Source organism: Micavibrio aeruginosavorus (assembly GCF_051245535.1).
GTDB lineage: Bacteria > Pseudomonadota > Alphaproteobacteria > Micavibrionales > Micavibrionaceae > Micavibrio > Micavibrio aeruginosavorus_D.
In genome coordinates, this window is the sequence record NZ_CP195303.1 from 231,703 (window position 1) to 249,816 (window position 18,114).

The window sequence follows — 18,114 nt, forward strand, 5'->3', positions numbered from 1 at the left end:
TTTCGAAAAAGGAATGATGAAAATGAAAAAGATCCTGTCTTTATCCGTTCTGGCGATTCTGCTGGCCACCACACCGGCAATGGCCCAAACCGCGGAAACAACCGCAGCGGCCAAACGTTATGTTGAAGCCGTGCCGTCCCAGAAGATGGTTGATGAAATGTTGGAACAATTCAAAACCAACCCGCAAATCAATCTGACCGAAGCCGATATCGCCGCCATTGGTGAGTCGGTGAAGGCCGCCAATCTGGACGCGGTGATGATTGACGCCATGGCCAAACATTTCACAGCGGGCGAGATCAATGCGCTGGCTGATTTCTACACATCGGCCAACGGCAAATCGATCATGAAGAAAATGCCGGCCTATATGAATGAAATCATGCCGTCGATTCAGAAAGCCGTGATGGATGCCGTGATTGCCGAGATGCAGAAGAAAGCCCCGGCAGCCGCAGCTTCTCCGGCGCAGTAATCGAAACGAACCAGTAAACAATTTTTTGGAGTGTAGGCTTATGGCCGTTCTTGTTGATAAAAATACCAAAGTCATCTGCCAGGGTTTCACCGGGGCACAGGGCACGTTCCACTCGGAACAGGCCATTGCCTACGGCACGAAAATGGTGGGCGGTGTGACGCCGGGCAAAGGTGGCACGAAACATTTGAACCTGCCCGTGTTTGACACGGTGGCGCAGGCCAAGGCCGAAACGGGATGCAACGCATCCGTAATCTACGTGCCGCCTCCGTTCGCGGCGGATGCCATTCTGGAAGCGATTGATGCCGGGATTGATCTGGCCATCTGCATCACCGAAGGCATTCCGGTTCTGGACATGGTGCGCGTGCGCCGTGCGCTGGATGGGTCGAACACCCGCCTGATCGGGCCGAACTGCCCGGGCATTATTACGCCGGATGAATGCAAAATCGGCATTATGCCGGGTCACATTCACAAGCGTGGCAAAATCGGTGTGGTTTCGCGTTCCGGGACCCTGACATACGAAGCTGTGGCACAAACCACGGCGGCGGGTCTGGGCCAATCCACCTGCATCGGTATTGGTGGTGATCCGGTCAACGGCACCAACTTCATCGATTGCCTGAAAATGTTCCATGACGATCCGGAAACCGAAGCCATCATCATGATCGGCGAAATCGGTGGCAGTGCCGAAGTGGACGCAACGGAATATTACAAATCCTTGACCAATAAAAAGCCGATCGCTGGTTTCATTGCCGGTGTGACCGCGCCGAAGGGCAAGCGTATGGGCCATGCCGGGGCGATTATTTCCGGTGGTGCCGATACGGCCGAAGCGAAAATCTCCGCCATGAAGGCGGCCGGTTTCGTGGTCGCCGACAGCCCGGCCAGCCTGGGTCAGGCCGTTCAGGAAGCTATGAAAAAGGCCGCATAAGCGGCATTGCCGATATTTTATTAAAAAGCGGCGGGTCTTTGCGGGCCCGCCGCTTTGTTTCGCGCGTGCGTATCCAGTTTTATTCCCCGCGTTTTATGGTAGAATCGAAAGGTTATACCGGATGGGGGATGGCCACCAATGCTCGACCAATTTTCTGAAGACCAGCAAGCCTTGTTGATTGCGCTGCCCTATCGCACGGGGCTGTGGATCAGCCAATGCGATTCCACCGGCGGTGGCGATGCAAATGAGGCCGAGATGCAGGCCCTGCACGAAATCGTCACCGGCTTTGCCGAAGATTTCTTGAAATCCGAATTTGTTCAGGTCTTGATGGAACAAACCGTTGCGCACAAAAATGCGTGGGGCACATGGAACCGCGACATTGATCTGGTTCCTGAAGAATGCCGCAAGGCCGTTGCGCTTTTGTCCGAGCATCTGGACCGCAAGGAATTTTTATCCTTCAAACAAAATCTGATGGAAATTGCGACCGATGTTGCGCTGGCCTATCGTGAAAATGGTGATGAAAGCCTGTCCGGTCGTGTGAATGTTTATACGCGTCTGGTGTCGGAAAAAGTGCGTTCGATGATGACGGGTCGTCCGCCGCGCTCTCTGGATGAAATTCTGAATATTTCCGAAGCGGAACAGGTCGCGCTGGATCGTCTGGCCGAGGCGCTGGATCTGGATGGGCGTTTGTTTAAAGCACGCGAACCCAACGCCGCTTAACCCAAAAGGGAATTATATCGCCATGGCTTATCTGGAACATTTTAGCGGACATGACCTCGATCTTCTGGTCGCGCTGCCGTACCGGGCGGGCTTGTTCGTCAGTAGCAGTGATGCTCAGGGCGAAAAAAAGGCCGATGCCGAAGAATTAAAAGTTCTGCATGATTTGATCGAGGCGCAGGCCAAGGGCATGTATGAATCCGCCTTCGTGCATGAAATCATGGTTGAAACATTCGCGCGCCGTACCGATTGGCGCAGTTGGGGCGATCATCTGGATTCCGTGCCGGGTGAATGCCGCAATGCCATTTTGATGTTGTCGCATCTGGTCCCCCCCGGAAAAATTCAGCAGCGTGACATTGATGCGCTCAAGGGCATTTTGTTGCAGATTGGTCTGGATGTGGCCAAGGCCTATCGCGAATATGACCGCAACGAAAGCTGGACCGCGCGTTTTTACCGCCGTCTTGGCATCATGGTGGATGGTTTGCTGGGCATTGTGCGTGGGGAACATTATTCATCGTCCGAATTGCTGAATATCAGCTATGAGGAAGACATCGCCCTCAATGCGCTGGCGGAGGCCCTGCGGGCCGATCTGGTGGCGCAGGTGGAAAAAACCACCCTGCACACGGGCGAAACGATTCCGCACGCCTGATTTATTTTCATAATCTATTTTCACGCCCCGGTTTTCGTACGGATTCCCGCGCCGCGCCCTTTTTTTAACCATGGGCAGTGCTATAGTCCGAAACGGAATAATGCCCTTGATTGTGCCGGGGCTGTAGAGGGCACACGCCAACAATGATGACAACGAAACGAGAGTGAAAAATCGTGACCTCTGAAACAGCGAAAATGCCCGATTCAAAGATGAGTGTTTTGACCGGGGTGAACGCGGAATATATCGCGCATTTGTACGCCCGTTACATGCAAAGCCCGGAGAAAACCGACCCGAGCTGGAAATCATTTTTTCAAGAGCTGAACGATAACGAACTCTCCGTGTTGCAGGATCTGGCCGGTGCAAGCTGGACACCCGATGAAAATAAACGCAGCCGCCGCTCCTTTGGGTCCAATACCGGGAACGTTGTGGGCATGACGGTCGCATCGTCTGCCGCTCGCGCATCCGCGCCTGTTCCGTCGGCAGAGCTGAGCGATGATGTGCGCCGTGCGACGCTGGATTCTATACGCGCTTTGATGATGGTGCGGGCGTATCGCGCGCGCGGTCACTTGTTGTCCAATCTGGATCCGCTGGAATTAAAAGAAAAAACCTACCACCCGGAACTGGACCCGGCCCATTACGGGTTCTCCGATTCCGATTATGACCGCCCGATTTTTATTGATGGCGTTCTGGGGTTTGAAACGGCGACGTTGCGCGAAATTGTAACAGCCGTGCGCCAAACCTATTGCGGGGCCGTGGGTGTTGAATTTATGCATCTGAGCGATCCGGCGGAAAAATCATGGATTCAGCAGCGCATCGAAGAGCCGCGCAATCAAACCGATTTTACGGCGGAAGGAAAACGCGCCATTCTGCAACGTCTGACGGCGGCGGAATCATTTGAAAAATTCCTGCATGTTAAATATGTGGGCACGAAACGTTTCGGCCTTGATGGTGGCGAATCCACCGTTCCGGCAATTGAACAGGTTTTGAAACGCGGCTCGCAATTGGGCGTGAAGGAAGTTGTATTCGGCATGGCTCACCGTGGCCGCCTGAACGTGCTGACAAACGTACTGGGCAAGCCGTTCACGGCCGTGTTCTCGGAATTTCAGGGCAATTCGGCGAACCCGGACGATGTCCAAGGGTCGGGCGACGTGAAATATCACCTCGGCACATCCACCGACCGTGAGTTTGATGGCAAAACATTGCACTTGTCCCTGACCGCCAACCCGTCCCACTTGGAAGTGGTCGACCCGGTTGTTGTGGGCAAGGTGCGTGCAAAACAACAACAGCGTGGCGATAAAGACCGCTCACAAGTTCTGCCGATCCTGCTGCACGGCGATGCCGCGTTCGCGGGTCAGGGCTTGGTTGCTGAAACGCTGATGATGTCCGAACTGGGCGGTTACCGCGTCGGCGGTACTGTTCACATCGTGATCAACAACCAGATTGGTTTCACCACCATGCCGCAATATAGCCGTTCGGGCCCGTACCCGACCGACGTTGCGAAAATGCTGGCCGCGCCGATCTTCCACGTCAATGGGGACGACCCGGAGGCCGTTGTGCACGCCGCCCGCATCGCCATCGAATTCCGTCAGGAGTTCAAGAAGGACGTGGTGATCGATCTGGTCTGCTACCGCCGCTTCGGCCACAACGAAGGGGACGAGCCAGCCTTTACCCAGCCGTTGATGTACAAGAAAATCAAAACACACATGTCGGTCCGCGATATGTATTCGAACAAGCTGGTGGCGGATGGCACGCTGAGCGAGGCTGAATCGAAGGCCATGGCCGACGAATTCAACACTTATCTGGAACAGGCCTTCGAAGCGACGAAGTCATACAAACCGAACAAGGCCGACTTCCTCGAGGGCGCGTGGAGCGGTTTGAAAGTGGCCAGCGGCGATGAACGCCGTGGTGTCACCGCCATTGACGATGCGCTGTTGCAGAAACTGGGCAAGGCACTGACGACCGTGCCGGCCAATTTCAACCTCAACGCCAAAATCGCCCGTCAGTTGGAAACCAAAGCCGAAATGTTCAAAACCGGCCAAGGGTTCGACTGGGCCACGGCGGAAGCGTTGGCCTATGGTTCTCTGGCGGCGGAGGGCTACAATGTCCGCCTGTCCGGTCAGGATTGCCAGCGCGGGACGTTCTCTCAACGCCATGCCGTCGTGACGGATCAGGAAGACGAAAGCAAATACACCTTCCTGCAACATATTGGCGGCAACCAAGGCACGTTCGAGGTGCATGACAGCCCGCTGTCCGAAGCGGCTGTTCTGGGCTTTGAATACGGCTATACGCTCGCCGATCCGAAAACACTGGTTCTGTGGGAAGCGCAGTTCGGTGACTTCGTGAACGGCGCGCAAGTGGTCATCGACCAGTTTATTTCCTCCGCCGAAACCAAATGGCTGCGTATGTCCGGTCTGGTCATGCTGTTGCCGCACGGGTTCGAGGGGCAGGGACCGGAACACTCCTCCGCGCGTATGGAACGTTTCCTGCAAAACTGTGCGGAAGATAACTGGCAAGTGGCAAACTGCACCACCCCGGCCAACTATTTCCACATCCTGCGCCGTCAGATGGTGCGTGATTTCCGCAAACCGCTGATTATCATGACGCCGAAATCGCTGCTGCGTCACAAACTGGCGGTATCACCGGCATCGATGATGACGGGCCAGTCCACGTTCCACCGCATTCTGTGGGACGATGCGATGGAGCAGATGAACAAGCCGAAGGACATCAAGCGCGTGATCCTCTGCTCGGGCAAGGTGTACTATGACCTGTTCGAAGAGCGTGAAAAGCGCGGCCAGAAAGATGTGATCATTCTGCGTCTGGAACAATTCTATCCGTTCCCGGCCAAGGCTCTGGGCGAAGAATTGTCCAAATATCCGAACGCCGAAGTGATTTGGTGCCAGGAAGAGCCGTATAACCAAGGCGGCTGGCACTTCGTTGATCGCCGGATCGAGGATGTCCTGAAATCCATCAAACACAAATCCACCCGTCCGCGCTACGCCGGCCGTCCGGAGGCCGCCGCCCCGGCCACGGGCCTGATGAAGCGCCACAATGCGGAACTGGCCAAGTTTATGGATGAGGCCCTCAAAGGCTAAATTTGACAGAATCTGTCCTTTTGGCGTAAAAACCCCTCTCGTGAAAACGGAGGGGTTTTTGCTCGATTTCCTGAAAATTCCCAAGGCCCGCGCGGTTTTGGATGATGGCACGGTTGAAGATGTCGTTCTGCCCACGTCACTGGCGCGGGCGGAGGCGGTCGCCTATGACCCTGACCGTCATAAGGGGAAATTGCATTGCCCGTCCTGTGATGTGAAATTGCATTTCAACCGGGGCAGTGCCGTGATGTGCGGCGGCACGATGCAGGGGCAACGCCCGCATTTCAAAACCAACCCCGGCCACGCGCATGATCCGGCCTGTGTTTATATCGTTGAACCGCATGACGATCATGACAGCGATGTGGACCGCACACGCGGTTTTCGCATTCACTTGAACCTGAGTGCGCTGTCCAATTTGTTTAATGAACGCGCCCATCATTACCAGCGTGCCGAAGGGCGCAAATTGGTCACGCATGATCCGCGTTTGGCTGGTCGGGAATCCTTGGCTGTGCAAACGGCGTCCGATCTGGTGACGCGCTTGCTGAAGAATGGTGATCCGGCCCGTATTCGCGATTCCGTCGTGGTACAGGGGAAATATGTGTTGCCGTGGCATCAATTTTTTATCCGTCACGCGCCCGATGGGAAACCCCATGTGCGGTATCACGGTCTGGTCGAACGGTTACAGCGCATGAACAAAGGCGCACGCCTGCCCGTGTTGATGGAAATTATCGCCGATCAAGGGGCGCAATGGCATCAGCGCGGCGATAGCGGTGTTATTGATTCACGCAAATTTTTCTGGCGTCGCAGTGAAGCGGGTGCGGAATTTATCGCGCCGCGCCTGTATCTGGACCCACCCGCGCATGGCAAGCTGGCCGTTGAAACGGCGCGTGCGTTACAGGATATGACGAAAGAGCAGGGCGTTTATCTTGTGCTTGGCTTTGCGCGTTTGCATACCTATCAAACACGCAACGGTTTATTGCACGCCCTGAATATCAGCGTTGCCGATGAAAGCCAGGTTGCGCGGGTGAATATTCGCGATATCCGCAAAAAACCGGACCCGTCCGTTCTTACGCCGGGCTAAGAAATTTTAATCCTAAAATTCCCGCGACAATCATGGTGATGCAGGTCAGGCGGATAATCGTTGCCGGATCGCCGAACAGGACCATGCCCAGAATGACGGTGCCCACGGTGCCGATTCCCGTCCACACGGCGTAAGCGGTGCCGATCGGCAAATCGCGTACAGCCAGCCCCAGCAGGACGACGCTGATGATCATGGCAATCACGGTCAGGGCCGTGGGCATGGGGGCGGTAAAGCCGTTGGTGTATTTCAGACCGATGGCCCAGCCAATTTCAAATAATCCGGCCAAAATCAGTAAAACCCATGCCATGTGACGCTCCATCCATAAGGTCGAAATCAGTATAGTCCGGCGGGGGCGTGGGGCTAGCCCTATTGTTTCGTCGTTATCGAAAATTGATCGGTAAAAACCCCGCTAAACCCCTGTGTTCACAGTTGACGCTGGGCCCGCTTCGGGCCAAATTAAGCCCGTCCAACATCTTCTTATAAAGGCGTTTTTTAAAATGGCTCAAATCAAAGTCCCGACGCTGGGTGAATCCGTGACCGAGGCCACCGTGGCCCAATGGCTGAAGAAGGAAGGCGATGTCGTCGCCGCCGACGAGCCGATCGTGGAACTGGAAACCGACAAGGTGACATTGGAAGTCAACGCACCGTCCGCGGGCGTGTTGGTCAGCATCGGCGTGAAGTCGGGCGAGACCGTTGGTGTTGGTGCCATTCTGGGTGAAATCGCCAATGATGCTGGTGCAAAACCGGCTGCGCCTGCTGCTGCGGCTTCCGCACCGGCACCGGCGGCAACGCCTGCTGCACCTGCGAAAGCGGAAGAGCAAAAACTGTCCCCGGCGGTTCAGAAAATCACCGCTGACAACAATATCAATCCGGCCAGCGTCGAAGGCACGGGCAAAGATGGCCGTATCACCAAGGGCGATGTGATCAATCATATCGAAACCGCGCGCGCACCGAACGCCGTGACCTCCGCGGTTCAGGCCGCACCGCGCGCCATTGGCCCGCGTGAAGAGCGTGTGAAAATGACCCGCTTGCGCCAGCGTATCGCGCAGCGTTTGAAAGAAGCGCAAAACAATGCCGCCATGCTGACCACCTTTAACGAGGTGGATATGACGGCAGTGATGGAACTGCGCAATTTGTATAAGGACCAGTTTGAGAAGAAGCACGGCGTGAAGCTGGGCTTTATGTCCTTCTTCGTAAAAGCCGCCGTGAACGCGCTGAAAGAATTGCCGGCCGTGAACGCGGAAATTTCCGGCGATGAAATCATCTATAAAAACTACTACGACATCGGTGTGGCTGTATCCACACCGCAGGGTCTGGTGGTTCCGGTTGTGCGCGATTGCGAAGAAAAATCCATGGCGACGATTGAATCTGAAATCGGTGCCTTGGGTCTGCGCGCGCGCGATGGAAAAATCACGCTGGAAGAAATGACGGGCGGTACGTTCACCATCACCAATGGTGGTGTGTTCGGCTCCCTGATGTCCACGCCGATTTTGAACCCGCCGCAATCCGGTATTCTGGGTATGCACAAAATCCAGCAACGCCCGATGGTGATGCCCGATGGTTCGATCAAAGCCCGCCCGATGATGTATCTGGCGCTGTCCTATGATCACCGCATCATTGATGGCCGCGAAGCTGTGACCTTCCTGGTCCGGATCAAGGACGCACTGGAAGACCCGCAGCGCCTGTTGCTGGATATCTAAGGATCAATAAAAAACCCGCCGGATGGCGGGTTTTTTATTTGGACTATGAAGATGCGCGAAATATCCACGTCATCTGGGCGCGAGCCGGGATAGTCATCCATTTGTAAAAAATCTCACCACGAAGACACGAAGGACGCGAAGATTTCACGAAGAAAGAAAAAAGCGCGCCCCTGCGCGCCTTAAAAAACTTCGTGCCTTTCTTTGTGATCTTCGCGTCTTCGTGGTGAGATTTCATGCTCTCATTCGTGTGAGTATGTTGTTTTAAATCTCTTTCCATTCCACGGCGGTCACGATGTCGTTATCGGTCAGAAGTTTCAGCGCATCCAACCCGTTCTGATCCCGGGCGTGGGTGATGTCGCCGATCAGCAATTGCGTCTGTCCGCCGCCAATCATGTTCACAAATTCACGCGGACTGGGGACAATCGCGCTGTACACATACCCGGGCATAATGCGCAGGCCGAGGCGCGATGCGTTCATCAACAAACGATTGATGGGCTCCAGAATGAAATTGTATTTTCCGCCCGGTGCCGCATGCGGGTGATCGCCATGGGCGTAACCAATCGTAATATGGTCGCGCGCGCTCAGCACATAAACACCTTTCCCGGTCGGGTCTTCGGCCACAGCAACGGCAAAGCGTTCATTGATATAATGCGGGCGTTCGGCGGCGATGACTTCGGTGAAGAATCCGGTATCGGCCTTGCGGCGGAATTTTGTAACGCGGATGGGGTTATCGTTTTCAGGGGTGAAATCATCCGGCATTTCTAAAATCGGCGTCAGGATTGCGTCCTTGCGGCGCACTTCATACACGCTGATCCCGGCCTTTTTGCAAATCTCCAGCGACATGGCCTGAAACTCATCGCCCCGGCGTTCGGCAAAATCTTTTTCAAACCCCTTGTGGTCGATGAAGATTTTTTTGATTCCGGCCTCGGCAATGTTTTTGGCGCAGTTGGGGCAGATGGGGTCGGTGATGTAAATGCTGCCGCCTTCGGTCCGCGGTGCGCGCAGCAGGCACGCCGTTTCCGCGTGAATGGTGCCGCTGCTGTTGCCGATGCGTGTGCCTTCGTCCAATCCCGCTTGAATGGGCTCTGGCCAGAAATTGGTGGCGGCGGTTGCGAATGGGTCGCCATTGTGGTCGATGCCCGACACGGCGGCGGCGATCTTGTTGGTCGGGTGCGGGCTGGAATTCACAACCTCAACCGCCATCTGCATCATGGCAAATGGGCTGGGTTGGTTGGGCTGGGCCTTCGGACGCTTAAAAATCATGTTCTGTATCAGTCTACTAACTGTCTGGTCCGTTCCATCAGGTGGGCCATCAGACGGGATAGAAGAATACAGAAAGTCCGGCAAAAATGCTAATTTTTCGATTTTTCGGCCAATTTCCCTAATTTTCTTGACTCTTTTGGCCCTGATTCCTTATGAAGGGCCTAGGTTTAATCCAGCGTAATACGGAGATGTGAATGCCCGTTGATCAGGTGCTCGAAGATCATGTTAAACCCTATATCCTTGAGCGCTTTAAAGATGCTGACCTGATCCTTCTCTGCGGCTCGCAAGCGCGGGTGCTGAACAACCCTTCTGCGGCCGACACGGCGGCGGCCCCGAAAAAGAACTCCGATTACGATTTCATCCTGCTGTATCCCGAGCTTCCCGAAAAATACCCTGCGGCTTTGTTCGCTTCCGGCTGGATCGATGTGCCGGGTCAGGATGAACGGGTCAGCATTGATATGAAGATCATGGATTTCGACTATCTGGCGTTCCACGCCCAACACACACGTGAAATCCGACGCTTTCCGTTCCTGTTCGACATGTTGAAAGACGCATACCCCATTCAAGACCGGAATGGGGTTTTGCCTATCTTGCGCGGGGAGGCGACACGGTTGCTGAACGCGGGCCCATCACCACTGGGGCCGACGCAAATCAATGAAACCCGCACCCAGTTGAATACACTGGTGGATGCATTGAACAAGCCGCATTCAAACGTGGGGCAGAAGATGGTGGCATTGGAAACGCTGCATGGCTTGTCCAACAGCTATCTGCGTTCTATCACGATATGGGATTCACCATTGGACCGCCATCTGGCGTCCCTGTGCCAGGCCTTGCCGACGGCGGGATCACACTTGGCCAAAGCGTTTAATGAAGCCAGCGTCGGTGATTTCGGCAATTATCAGATTTTTGCCAATATGGTCCAGCGCAATCTGGATGCGCGCGCGAATGAGAATTTCGACGATTCTGTTTTGTTCGCACAGGACGTTTCGAAATACGTCACAGCCGAAGAAAAAAGCACGAGTGACCGGCAGGGCGCAAAAATCATGGCGGGTCAATATCTGGCCCGTATGAAGGATGCAGAGGCGTATGACTTCGTCCGCCGTTGCGGGCTGGAAAGCGTTCTGTGGCTGACGCTGAAGAAGTATCAGTGCGAACAGATGGGCGTGTCGTTTTCTTATGGCGAGGACAGTGTCCTGAATGCTGATGAAAAGGCGGGCCGCCCAATCCTGAAAACCCTGTTTTCCGCGATCCGTGATTGCAACACGCATAAAATTGCCGGTTTGGCCGATATCATTCTGGCCGATCAGGGCGGGTTGAAATTCGATTATCTGGAACGGATTTATGTCGAAGACCTGGCCCGCCGTCGCGAAACTGCTAATATGAACCGACCGAAATCTGATTTTCGTGCCGGGTTCTTCAAATATGGCTGATTATACGATCCATCGTGGTGATTTGGCGGACGGCGTTGCCTTTGGCGATGTCGTGTCCATTGATTGCGAGATGATGGGGCTCAACCTCAATCGCGACCGCCTGTGCGTGGTGCAGATCTATGATCTGCGCAGCAACCATGTCCATATCATTCAATTCCCCGACGCGGTGTATAACGCCCCCAATTTGTGCGCGGTCCTGTCCGATCCGGACCGGTTGTTTCTGGGGCATATGATCCGTCTCGATCTGGGGTGGATTTTGAAATATCTGGGCGTGGCCATCACCAATGTCTATTGCACGCGCACGGCGTCCCGTTTGGGCCAGACCTTTGGCGCGTCCCATGATTTCAAGGATCTGGTCAGCAATCTGCTGGGTGAGAAGATTGATAAAAGCGAAACGTCCAGCTATTGGGGCGCGGACACGCTGACTCCGGATCAAATCCGCTATGTCATCAATGATGTGATCTTTCTGCACCGATTAAAGGACGTGTTGGATGCCTTGCTGGAGCGCGAGGGGCGGATGCCCTTGATGCGCGCCGCCATGCAGACCTTGCCCGCCCGGGTGCAGATGGATGTCGCCGGATGGTGGGGCGATGATATTTTAAGCTTCCCGTTCTAAGGCATGCCAGCCAATAAAAAACCCCGCAATCGCTTGCGGGGTTTTAATTTTTTGTCCTGATGGCTTACATATCCAACGTCATCGCAATCGGGCGGTTCTGGCGGAACAGGTAACCGTAATCACCGCTGAGCAGATCATGGATCTTGGTCGGGCCTTCGTTGTCATTGCTGGCGTTCAGGCGGAAGGCGCTCTGGATTTTCGAGCCTTTTTTCTGCCCGGTGCGGGTTTGCACGACGCTTTCCAGATTTGGCAATTCACGATCCAGTGCCTTGAACCCACGCTCGGCCTTGCTGTCATTGTTGATGACAACGCGGTTGTTGGTGGCTTCCAGAATGGCTTTTTTCACGGCGGCCATGGCGATGTTGGTTTCGTCCTTGTTCAGCGGGGATGAAACGTAATTCTTCGCGTCCGGGTTGTTGTCGTAGTCGCAGGCCTTGAACAGGGTTTCGCACTCGATCTCCAGATCATGGTGGAAGACCAGCGGCGGACCCTTGCGGCCCGGAATGTCCAGAACGAAGGCCACATCATCCAGCAGCAATTCACCAACGAAGCGGCGACCCTTCAGGCCCGTCACTTCTTCCGGGATTTCCACGACGTAACGGGTGCGGATGCAATCGATGCGGAAATATTCGCGCAGATCACGAACGCTGATGCCCTTCAGGGCGGCGTGAATTTCGGGGAAATGTTCTTTGGGGTATTTGGAGCGGAGTGGCTTCAGGTCGGAATGTTCAAAATCGGCGATGCGGGCTTCAAATTCGCCACGGCGGACGGCGCCGCTCTCATCTTTGGTCTTGCCGAGTTTGACGCAAATGTCGGCTTCGGAAACTGTTTTCAGGTCGCGGTTTTCGCACTCGCCACGGACCCGGAGGGTGACACCCTTGTCGTACATGCGACGGTCTACGGTGTCGAGCTGACGGGTCAGGAGGCTCTTGCCGGGACGTTCCAGCTTGATCCAGTTTTTGTCGCGGAAATATTGATCGATTTGATCGAAGGCGGAGCGATCGATTCCCGAGCCCTTTTCAGCGGGCGGCGGGACCAGGAACTTGATTTCGACCTCACACACTTTGCGTGCCAGATCATTGAACGTTTGCTTTACGTTCGGGGAAGTATCCACCCCGTCGGTAAGGTCTAAATGATGGTTTTTCATCATTGCTCCTAAAGAGAAAGGCCTCACAGTTGTCGTGTTATAAGGGGTGGGTGGGGTTGGAGTCAATAAAATATTATGGGAACCTAATGTAAATTTTTCTGATTGTGCCCAAACCCCCTCGCCATCCCCTTGTTTTGCGCGTAAAAAGGGGGCGGACCACCCCGAAAACTTCTTTTAATTACATGTGGATAAAAGGATCATGACCGACGCACCCTCTTATGATGTCATTGTTATCGGCTCCGGCCCCGGCGGCTATGTTTGCGCCATCCGGTGCGCCCAACTGGGCCTGAAAACGGCCTGTGTTGAGAAGCGGGACACGCTGGGGGGCACCTGCCTGAATGTGGGCTGTATCCCGTCCAAGGCCCTGTTGCATGCGTCCGAGAAATTCCACGAAGCCGAACACGCTCTGGCCGCCTTTGGGGTGAAAGTGGGCAAGCCGGAACTGGACCTGCCGACCATGATGAAGCACAAGGACGCGGTGGTTGAATCCAACACCAAGGGTGTGGAATTCCTGTTCAAGAAAAACAAGATCGACTGGCTGAAGGGCGAAGGCAAAGTAGCCGCCGCTGGCGTGGTCGAGGTTTCCGGGAAAACATACAACGCGAAAAACATTGTTATCGCGACGGGGTCCGATGTGGCGTCATTGCCGGGAATCACGATTGATGAAAAACGCATCGTGTCCTCCACCGGGGCCATCGCACTGGAATCTGTGCCGAAACATCTGGTCGTCATTGGCGGTGGTGTGATTGGTCTGGAGCTGGGCGCCGTCTGGGGCCGTCTGGGTGCGAAAGTCACCGTGGTTGAATATCTGGACCGTATCCTGCCAACCATGGATGCGGATTTGTCGAAGGAAGCGAAGAAAATCTTCGGCAAACAAGGCATGGAATTCAAACTGGAATCCAAAGTCACGTCCGTCAAAGACAACGGCAAAGGCGTGACGTTGAGCGTTGAACCGGCCAAGGGCGGTGCAGCGGAAACGATCGAAGCCGATATCGTTCTGGTCGCTGTTGGGCGCAAGGCCTATACCGATGGTCTGGGTCTGGATGCTGTCGGTGTTGAGCGTGATGAGCGCGGCCGTGTCAAAACCGATGCGCATTTCCAGTCCAACGTGAAAGGTATCTTCGCCATTGGTGATGTGATCGCCGGTCCGATGCTGGCGCACAAGGCTGAAGACGAAGGCGTTATTCTGGCCGAAATGATCGCCGGACAAACGGGACACATTGATTACAATCTGGTCCCCAGTGTTGTCTATACATGGCCGGAAGTGGCCAGCGTTGGCCAAACCGAAGATCAGGTGAAAGCCGCCAATGCGCAATACAAAGTCGGCAAATTCCCGTTCAGCGCCAACGGCCGTGCCCGTGCAATGAACGCGACCGACGGCTTCGTCAAAATTATTGCCGATGCCAAATCCGACCGCGTTTTGGGCGTCCACATCATCGGCCCGGAAGCGGGCACGTTGATTGCTGAAGCTGTGATCGCCATGGAGTTCGGTGCATCCGCCGAGGACATCGCCCGCACCTGCCACGCCCACCCGACCTTGGAAGAGGCGGTGAAGGAAGCGGCGCTGGCGGTGGATGGCCGCCCGCTGCATATGTAAGCGTGAATGAAACGAGATTGATAAAACGGGGCGCTTCGGTGCCCCGTTTTTTATTCCGGCGTGCGGTTCCGCGGATGCGCCGCGGAATGAATGCGGATCAGTTCTTCGGCATTCACTTCGGTATAACGCTGCGTGGTGGACAGGGACGCGTGACCCAGCAATTCCTGAATTTCCCGCAAATTGGCCCCGTTTTCCAGCAAATGCGTGGCGAAGGAGTGTCGCAGGGCGTGCGGCGTTGCCGTTTCGGGCAGGCCGAGGGCCAGGCGGATATCGCGCATGGCTTTCTGGGCAACACCCTGATGCAAGCGTTTGCCGCGTTCCCCGATGAATAACGGGCGGTCACTGGTTTCCGCGAATGGGCAATCGGTGCGGTATTGCGTGATCATCCGTTCAACGATGGCCAGAACAGGAACCTGTCGTTCCTTGTTTCCTTTACCACGCACGCGGATAAAGCCATCGCGGGGCAGGCCGTTGATGTTGAGCGACAAGGCCTCATCAATACGAAGGCCGCATCCATACAGCAGCGTAAACAAAGCGCGGTTGCGCGACCCGACCCATCCATCATTGGTCGCGGCGGATAAGGCTTCGGCATTATCCAAAACGCTTTGCGCCTGACGCTGACTCAGCGGGCGGGGCAGTTTGTGGGGCAGTTTGGGTGTGCGCACTGTTTTAATCGCACCGTTATGCATGATGCCGCTGCGGTCCAGCCAACTGATCAGATTTTTAACGCCGGATAATCCGCGTGCCCGCGTGGCGGCGGACGCACCATCAATGGCGCGGCGGGACATCCAGGCGCGGAATTCGCGGATGGTGGCATCGGAGAGATCGTTCAGCGACGGTGGGCGACCCAGATGACCGCACAAAAATGTGACAAACCCGCCCACATCACCGCAATACGCCCGCACCGTGTGTTTGGACAGGTTTTTTGCCCGCAACCAATCCACCCAACGCCCCAACGCATCGGCCAGATCCGGGGCGCATTGTTCGCGTTGCAGGTGGGTTAAAGTGGGAGGCTCAGCCATGTGCGGAAACAGCGTTCAATCACGCCGCCCAAAAACCCGATCTGGTCCGTGCCCTGACCGGGTTGGAAATGGTTGGGATCGCGGCTGCCAAAGGCGACAATGGCCGGGGGCGCGTGGCGGGAAATATCCAGCCGCATCAGCATCTGCGATTTAACCAGACCAGCGCCGCCGCCATAAATTTCATCCAGACCGGAAATGTTGGATTCCAAAACGGCGTGTTGCCCCTTGGTCAGCAAATGGATCGTGCCGCTGGGCACAACACGCACACCGGTCAGGTCGATATGCGGAATAACATCGGAATCGATTTCAACAATCAACGACACAATGTCGACATCCAGAAGCGTTGCGCAATCCATCGTGATGGTGCGGACGAAATCGTCAAAGCTGGTGGCTTCCAGCAGCATCAGGACGGCATTGTGGATGCGAGCCTGATTATTCATGTTGGCGCGGCTGTTTTCAACGATCTCGCGCGTGGCCTCGATCACTTCGTCCTTATCTTCGCGCAGGCGCTTGATCATAAAGGATTGGAAGTCCGTAACCTTGCGGTCGTTATCCTTGCGTGTCGGCGGGAACAGCAGGTCGCACGCATCCGGGTTTTTATCCAGAAAATCGGGGTTCTTGCGCAACCACGCAATAATGTCGTCGGCGTCAAATGAAGGAGGCACGGATTTTTCGGTCATGGCGTTCGACATTGTTGGGGGCGGCTTTCGGATAGGAAGGACAGAAAAGGAAACAGGCACACTGTGATTTTTTCAGTGTGCCTGTTTTTCAGAATTGTTTCAATCGTAATGCGCGGTGTTTTACCAGCTTGGGCCATCCATATCATTGTCTTTGTTCAGGCCCAGCTTGTCGCGCGTGACGCGAATGGCCGCAATATAAGCGTTTTTCAACGGCAGGCTCGCGGGTGTGTTGTCGATCATTGTACCGTCCGGCGTGATGACGTGTTTGAACGCATCGGTGATACCAATATCAGGGACGTGAATAGGGTCGGCTGTAAACGTCCATCCGTCTTTTTCCATCTCTTCGCGCACGGCTTTTTCCGGCCATGACACGGCATAATCCTGTTTCGTGTTAAATACGGATGCCAGTTTCTTAAAAAAATTACCGAGTCCCAATTTGATCTCCCCTGTTCTCAGGTGTTTGGTTGAGTCCGTTTCGATCGAACGCCGTAATTGTATGAATAAATTGAGAGTCTGACCAGAGGCCAAAAATAAAGCCACCGTTTCCGGTGGCTTTAAATCCATAATCTTTTCTTTTTATCTTATACGTTCGGTGTTGGCTTGTTTTTTGCCAATTCGCGCCGCGTTGCAGCAATTGTTTCGTAATAGCGAGCGCGGTCTGATTCTACAGCGTCCGGTCCGGCCAAGTTTCGGCCTTCCGGGGTGAGTACGTATTTGTGGACCGATCCGCCGCCAATGGTTGGGAGGCCAGGCATTGCGAAGCACTCAAACGTCCAGCCTTGTTTTTGCATGGCCTGAACAACATCAACGTCCGGCCATTGAATGCCACCAGCATGGTGCGTAAAGCCGCTGGCCCAGCTGTCCAGCCCTTTGTCCAATGTCGCTACAAAGCGGTCCCATATTTTCTTGAGCTGCATGTGTCCCTCTAATCCTTTGAAATAAATGGATGAACGGTTTTACGGCAGGTGGAGCGAAAATGTCAAAGGCCGCATGAAAATGCGGCCTTTATCAATGGGTTATCTTTTGTCTGGCGGGGGTTAGAGAATGCTCTGACCCGTCTTTTTCCAGTCATCCACGAACGCGGCCAACCCCTTGTCGGTCAGCGGGTGGTTATAAAGTTTCTTGATCACATCCGCCGGGCAGGTGGCAACATGCGCGCCGATTTTTGCGGCTTCGACAATGTGCATCGGATGACGCACGGATGCGACCAGCACTTCCGTTTCAAATTGCGGATAGTTGTCATAGATGGAAACGATGTCGGCAATCAATTGCATGCCATCATGCGCAATATCATCCAATCGTCCAACGAACGGAGAAATAAACGTTGCGCCAGCCTTGGCCGCCAGCAACGCCTGCGCCGCAGAGAAGCAGAGCGTGACGTTCGTCATGACGCCCTTGTCCGACAATTCTTTGCACACTTTCAAACCGGCGGGGGTCAGCGGAACCTTCACGGCGATGTTCTTGGCAATCTTGGACAGCTTGTCGGCTTCCTTGCGCATCGTGTCGTAATCGGTCGCGGCCACTTCGGCGCTGACCGGGCCGTCGACGACGCCGCAGATCTCTTCGATCAGCGGAATGAATTGCTTGCCCGATTTGGCGATCAATGTCGGGTTGGTGGTCACGCCATCCAGCAGGCCGGTCGAGGCCAAATCGCGGATTTCGTTGATATCGGCAGTATCGACAAAGAATTTCATAATGCGGCGGCTCCGGCTTTGGCGGTTTATCAATCTTGTGC

At 54.9% G+C, this 18,114-nt stretch carries 18 protein-coding genes; 10 read left to right on the forward strand and 8 right to left on the reverse strand.

All coding sequences use genetic code 11. The annotated features are described in order from the left end of the window. Positions 1-22: 22 nt before the first annotated feature. The 6 genes from ACSC94_RS01155 to ACSC94_RS01180 all read left to right on the forward strand — a co-directional run bounded on the left by ACSC94_RS01155 (position 23) and on the right by ACSC94_RS01180 (position 6,924). Positions 23-466: a DUF2059 domain-containing protein gene (locus ACSC94_RS01155; RefSeq protein ID WP_435641241.1), complete on the forward strand. Its 444-nt coding sequence runs from the start codon at positions 23-25 to the stop codon at positions 464-466. 40 nt (positions 467-506) lie between these two features. Then, positions 507-1,388: a succinate--CoA ligase subunit alpha gene (gene sucD, locus ACSC94_RS01160; RefSeq protein ID WP_435641242.1), complete on the forward strand. Its 882-nt coding sequence runs from the start codon at positions 507-509 to the stop codon at positions 1,386-1,388. A gap of 138 nt (positions 1,389-1,526) precedes the next feature. Further along, positions 1,527-2,108 (forward strand): hypothetical protein, encoded by a 582-nt coding sequence (locus ACSC94_RS01165; RefSeq protein ID WP_435641243.1) that lies wholly within the window; start codon positions 1,527-1,529, stop codon positions 2,106-2,108. A gap of 22 nt (positions 2,109-2,130) precedes the next feature. Next, positions 2,131-2,754 carry a hypothetical protein gene (locus ACSC94_RS01170; RefSeq protein WP_435641244.1) on the forward strand — a complete coding sequence of 208 codons (624 nt, stop codon included), beginning with the start codon at positions 2,131-2,133 and terminating at the stop codon, positions 2,752-2,754. A 209-nt stretch (positions 2,755-2,963) separates the two neighbouring features. Next, positions 2,964-5,846 (forward strand): 2-oxoglutarate dehydrogenase E1 component, encoded by a 2,883-nt coding sequence (locus tag ACSC94_RS01175; RefSeq protein WP_435642134.1) that lies wholly within the window; start codon positions 2,964-2,966, stop codon positions 5,844-5,846. A gap of 58 nt (positions 5,847-5,904) precedes the next feature. Next, positions 5,905-6,924: a hypothetical protein gene (locus ACSC94_RS01180; RefSeq protein ID WP_435641245.1), complete on the forward strand. Its 1,020-nt coding sequence runs from the start codon at positions 5,905-5,907 to the stop codon at positions 6,922-6,924. Here the strand turns inward: ACSC94_RS01180 and sugE are convergent. Further along, complete coding sequence (sugE, locus tag ACSC94_RS01185; protein ID WP_435641246.1) at positions 6,911-7,231, reverse strand: quaternary ammonium compound efflux SMR transporter SugE; 321 nt, start codon at positions 7,229-7,231, stop codon at positions 6,911-6,913. The two genes, ACSC94_RS01180 and sugE, sit on opposite strands and share 14 nt — an antisense overlap. Before the next feature lie 190 nt (positions 7,232-7,421). On the opposite strand from sugE, the gene odhB reads away from it, so the two are divergent. Further along, positions 7,422-8,624 carry a 2-oxoglutarate dehydrogenase complex dihydrolipoyllysine-residue succinyltransferase gene (odhB, locus tag ACSC94_RS01190; protein ID WP_435641247.1) on the forward strand — a complete coding sequence of 401 codons (1,203 nt, stop codon included), beginning with the start codon at positions 7,422-7,424 and terminating at the stop codon, positions 8,622-8,624. Positions 8,625-8,885: 261 nt separating this feature from the next. On the opposite strand, the gene ACSC94_RS01195 is transcribed toward odhB, so the two are convergent. Then, on the reverse strand, positions 8,886-9,887 hold the full coding sequence (locus tag ACSC94_RS01195; protein ID WP_435641248.1) for a deaminase: 1,002 nt from the start codon (positions 9,885-9,887) through the stop codon (positions 8,886-8,888). A 194-nt stretch (positions 9,888-10,081) separates the two neighbouring features. On the opposite strand from ACSC94_RS01195, the gene ACSC94_RS01200 reads away from it, so the two are divergent. Together ACSC94_RS01200 and ACSC94_RS01205 are read left to right on the forward strand one after the other, a co-directional pair. Continuing rightward, on the forward strand, positions 10,082-11,317 hold the full coding sequence (locus ACSC94_RS01200; RefSeq protein WP_435641249.1) for a hypothetical protein: 1,236 nt from the start codon (positions 10,082-10,084) through the stop codon (positions 11,315-11,317). Further along, the gene (locus ACSC94_RS01205; RefSeq protein ID WP_435641250.1) at positions 11,310-11,933 is read left to right on the forward strand and encodes a ribonuclease D; all 624 of its coding nucleotides are present in this window, start codon (positions 11,310-11,312) and stop codon (positions 11,931-11,933) included. The genes ACSC94_RS01200 and ACSC94_RS01205 overlap by 8 nt, the downstream gene beginning before the upstream one ends. Before the next feature lie 64 nt (positions 11,934-11,997). Here the strand turns inward: ACSC94_RS01205 and ACSC94_RS01210 are convergent, their stop codons facing one another. Further along, positions 11,998-13,083 (reverse strand): CYTH domain-containing protein, encoded by a 1,086-nt coding sequence (locus ACSC94_RS01210; protein ID WP_435641251.1) that lies wholly within the window; start codon positions 13,081-13,083, stop codon positions 11,998-12,000. Positions 13,084-13,279: 196 nt separating this feature from the next. Between ACSC94_RS01210 and lpdA the strand changes: the two genes are divergently transcribed. After that, positions 13,280-14,677, forward strand: a complete 1,398-nt coding sequence (gene lpdA / locus ACSC94_RS01215; protein WP_435641252.1) for a dihydrolipoyl dehydrogenase — start codon at positions 13,280-13,282, stop codon at positions 14,675-14,677. A 50-nt stretch (positions 14,678-14,727) separates the two neighbouring features. On the opposite strand, the gene ACSC94_RS01220 is transcribed toward lpdA, so the two are convergent. The 5 genes from ACSC94_RS01220 to fsa all read right to left on the reverse strand — a co-directional run bounded on the left by ACSC94_RS01220 (position 14,728) and on the right by fsa (position 18,073). Then, positions 14,728-15,699: a tyrosine recombinase XerC gene (locus ACSC94_RS01220; RefSeq protein ID WP_435641253.1), complete on the reverse strand. Its 972-nt coding sequence runs from the start codon at positions 15,697-15,699 to the stop codon at positions 14,728-14,730. Further along, complete coding sequence (locus ACSC94_RS01225; RefSeq protein WP_435641254.1) at positions 15,678-16,379, reverse strand: DUF484 family protein; 702 nt, start codon at positions 16,377-16,379, stop codon at positions 15,678-15,680. The genes ACSC94_RS01220 and ACSC94_RS01225 overlap by 22 nt, the downstream gene beginning before the upstream one ends. Positions 16,380-16,499: 120 nt before the next feature. After that, entirely contained in the window at positions 16,500-16,814 is a 315-nt protein-coding gene (locus tag ACSC94_RS01230; RefSeq protein WP_435641255.1) for a hypothetical protein, read from the reverse strand. Between the two features lie 146 nt (positions 16,815-16,960). Continuing rightward, a complete protein-coding gene (locus tag ACSC94_RS01235; protein ID WP_435641256.1) occupies positions 16,961-17,296 on the reverse strand; it encodes a hypothetical protein in 336 nt (111 codons plus the stop codon). 120 nt (positions 17,297-17,416) lie between these two features. Next, the gene (fsa, locus tag ACSC94_RS01240; RefSeq protein ID WP_435641257.1) at positions 17,417-18,073 is read right to left on the reverse strand and encodes a fructose-6-phosphate aldolase; all 657 of its coding nucleotides are present in this window, start codon (positions 18,071-18,073) and stop codon (positions 17,417-17,419) included. Between the last annotated feature and the right edge of the window lie 41 nt (positions 18,074-18,114).